Source organism: Methanobrevibacter sp. (genome assembly GCF_045120835.1).
Lineage (GTDB): Archaea > Methanobacteriota > Methanobacteria > Methanobacteriales > Methanobacteriaceae > Methanocatella.
Genome location: NZ_JBGVFE010000040.1, coordinates 1 through 3,187, shown reverse-complemented (window position 1 = coordinate 3,187; position 3,187 = coordinate 1). Strand labels below are relative to the sequence as shown.

At 34.3% G+C, this 3,187-nt stretch carries 4 protein-coding genes and 1 pseudogene; all 5 read left to right on the top strand.

All coding sequences use genetic code 11. The features are described from left to right. Nucleotides 1–118, top strand: a pseudogene (locus tag ACJMLO_RS04630) (DNA topoisomerase VI); the annotation flags it as partial. 204 nt (nucleotides 119–322) lie between these two features. Further along, complete coding sequence (locus ACJMLO_RS04625) at nucleotides 323–595, top strand: metal-sensing transcriptional repressor (RefSeq protein WP_405294379.1); 273 nt, start codon at nucleotides 323–325, stop codon at nucleotides 593–595. Between the two features lie 60 nt (nucleotides 596–655). After that, the gene (locus ACJMLO_RS04620) at nucleotides 656–2,521 is read left to right on the top strand and encodes a heavy metal translocating P-type ATPase (protein ID WP_405294376.1); all 1,866 of its coding nucleotides are present in this window, start codon (nucleotides 656–658) and stop codon (nucleotides 2,519–2,521) included. A gap of 29 nt (nucleotides 2,522–2,550) precedes the next feature. Next, nucleotides 2,551–2,754, top strand: a complete 204-nt coding sequence (locus ACJMLO_RS04615; RefSeq protein WP_292813199.1) for a heavy-metal-associated domain-containing protein — start codon at nucleotides 2,551–2,553, stop codon at nucleotides 2,752–2,754. A 52-nt stretch (nucleotides 2,755–2,806) separates the two neighbouring features. After that, a partial coding sequence (locus ACJMLO_RS04610; RefSeq protein WP_405294374.1) for a hypothetical protein occupies nucleotides 2,807–3,187 on the top strand: 381 nt, incomplete at its 3' end.

The window sequence follows — 3,187 nt, the reverse complement described above, 5'->3', positions numbered from 1 at the left end:
AAAGATGCTTAAAATCGGTAAAAAAGCAGAACAGCAATCTTTCTCAAAATATGGTCTTGAATATGTAGTAGATACATATTTCCCAGCCAAATTTGAGGAAATGGAAAATCAAGCATAGTCTTGAAATTTTCCTCCTTTTTTATTTTTTTAAAAAAACATCACGACACTTCTCAAAGCAATCATCCAAACAATCTGATGAAACTTATTTTTTGACCTCCCCATATTGTAGTTAACATATTCCCAAATCAATGAAATTGATTTTTGTAGTAACATTTATATACTAAAAAAATCATATACCCTTGTAGGTATAGGTTGTGTAATCATGAAACAATGTATGGATTTAGACAATTTACATAGAAGAATTAAAAAAATCATCGGCCAGCTAAATGCAATTGATCGTATGATTGAAGAGGACATTCCTTGTGAACAAATACTAATGCAAGTGAATGCTTCAAAATCAGCACTACACAAAGTAGGACATATTATTGTTGAAGGACACCTAGAGAATTGTGTGAAACAAGCTATCGAAGATGAAGATTCAGATGAGGCGATAAGCGATATTTCATCAATGCTAGAATATTACTCTAGACTTTAATTTTTTTTAAAGTAACATTATACCATATGGGGTATACCTATAATATTGGGGCTGTTTAAAATGAAAATTACAAGAGATAAAAAGATTGACATTATTCTGATTGTCATATCCACAATGAGCCTAATTGCAAATTTTATCCTATCTCTCGACTATATTGCATGGGTTGCAGTTATCTTTTGTGGAATACCAATATTTAAAGAATGCATTGAAGGATTGATAAATGAATTTGATATAAAAGCGGATCTACTTGTTTCAATAGCCATTATATCATCAATCATCATTGGTGAAGTCTTTGCTGCAGGCGAAATTGCAACAATAATGGCTATTGGAGGATTTTTAGAAGAATACACCGTGTCAAAAACTAGAGGACAAATAGAAGAACTTGTAAAAATGACCCCTCAAGTTGCAACAAGAATCAAAAACGGAATTGAGGAAAGAATACCGGTCTCTGAAGTTAAAATAGGAGATATCCTAAAGGTAGTTCCAGGAGAAAGCATTCCTACTGACGGAATTATAATAACTGGTGAAAGTTCAATTGACCAATCAACCTTAACCGGAGAATCCTTACCTGTCGATAAAACTTCAAATGATAAGGTATACAGCGGAAGCATTAATCTTTACGGGTCATTTACCATGAAAACAACAAAGGCGAGTGAAGACAGTTCTCTTCAAAAGTTAATCAGATTAGTTGAATCATCTTCCCCCGAAAACTCTAAAATAGTTCGTGAAGCAGACAAATGGGCAACATTGATCGTCGTTATCGCATTTTCAGCTGCCGTATTAACATACCTGTTTACCTTTGAAATTATCAGGTCAGTTACAATCCTTGTCGTATTCTGCCCATGCGCCCTAGTGCTGGCCACACCAACAGCCATAATGGCAGCTATCGGAAACCTGACAAAATACGGCATTTTAGTTAAAGATGGCGAATCGTTAGAGGAATTAGCTCATGCAAGTGAATTGGCATTTGACAAGACTGGAACATTAACCTATGGCACTCCTGAAGTCATAAATGTTATCTCAAATAATCCTGATGAAATGATGTATCTTTTAGCATCCCTAGAATCAAAATCAGAACATCCTTTAGCCAAAGCGATTGTAAAGTATTACAATAGTGAAGATTTGGCGGAAGTAAATAACTTTAAAATGCACATTGGTATGGGAGTGACCGGAGATATAGAAGGATATGAAATTATTGCCGGGACCAGAAGACTACTGAAATCTCGAAACATCAAAATTGAAAGTGATGAAAAAGGTAAAAACGGCGAAACTGAAATTTATGTTGCCAAAAACGATGAATTTATTGGAAAAGTGCAGCTTGCAGATACATTGCGTGCAACTTCCAAAAAGACAATTAAAAATCTAAAGAGACTTCAAGTTAAAACAACATTGCTGACCGGAGACAATGAAAAAACTGCAAAATACATTGCAAATGAAGTCAAGGTTAGAAATGTCAGATACAACTGCTTACCTGAAGACAAAACAGAGTACATAAAAAATGAACAAATTTTAGGACATAAAGTTGCAATGATTGGAGATGGAGTCAATGACGCTCCTTCACTAAAACAGGCAAATGTCGGAATAGCAATGGGAAATATCGGAAGTGATGTCAGTGTTGAAGCCGCAAATATTGCATTGATCAATGACAATATAGAAGACCTCCCACAATTAATCGGAATTGCCCGAAAAACAATCAGAACAATAAACATAAGCATCGCATTTGCACTTGCCCTGAATATAATTGCGATGATTCTTGCGATATTTGGCGTTTTAAATCCTATTGAAGGAGCATTAATCCACAATATCGGATCCGTCATTGTAATCATCTATTCCTATACATTGACAAAGTACAGGATTTCAAAAAAAGATTATGACCAGGCAAAAAAGTTAGGTATAACTAAAACTATAAATAAAGCAATGACATAATATTAACTATCGATAATAACGTGATTATTATGGCTGAAAAAGAAATCAAAGTAGTGGGCATGCATTGCCCATCATGTGTAAACGCTGTTGAACTTTGCTTAAAAGATGTTGACGGAATTGACGACGCTAAAGCCGATTTAGACTCAGGAATTACTACAATTACAATGTCTGGCGACGTAAGTGATGCAGACATTAACGAAGCTGTTGAAGAGGCAGGATTCAAAGTAGAATAATCCTCTTCTTTCTATTTTTTTCGCACAAATACCAAAAAATAATAGTGGCAATATGAAATTCATCAAAACTTTAATGGCAATGCTTATTCTGGCGTTGCTTATGCTGTTTGTGATTAATGCAGGATTTGCCAACGACAACAGCACCTTAGAGGAACATGATTTTGATTCTTATTTTAAAATGAAGGTGCCCAAAGGAATTCAATTTGAAAAATCAGAAGCAATACCGACTAAAAACATTAACCTTTCAGTGAATTACAGAAACGATACTGAAATGATAAACATTGTATATGCCCAATCAGCAGGAGCAAAAGAAGAGTTGCAAAAATATTATGAAGATTTTGCTAAAAACAACACCAACATAACATTAAATTCAATAAACAACACAACAATCATACATTTTAACGGAAAAAACATTATCGGAGAAATTAATTTC

Coding starts and splice junctions, on each gene's coding strand:
- ACJMLO_RS04615 (WP_292813199.1), top strand. CDS start 2,551: ATGGCTGAAAAAGAAATCAAAGTAGTGGGCATGCATTGCCCATCATGT.
- ACJMLO_RS04625 (WP_405294379.1), top strand. CDS start 323: ATGAAACAATGTATGGATTTAGACAATTTACATAGAAGAATTAAAAAA.
- ACJMLO_RS04620 (WP_405294376.1), top strand. CDS start 656: ATGAAAATTACAAGAGATAAAAAGATTGACATTATTCTGATTGTCATA.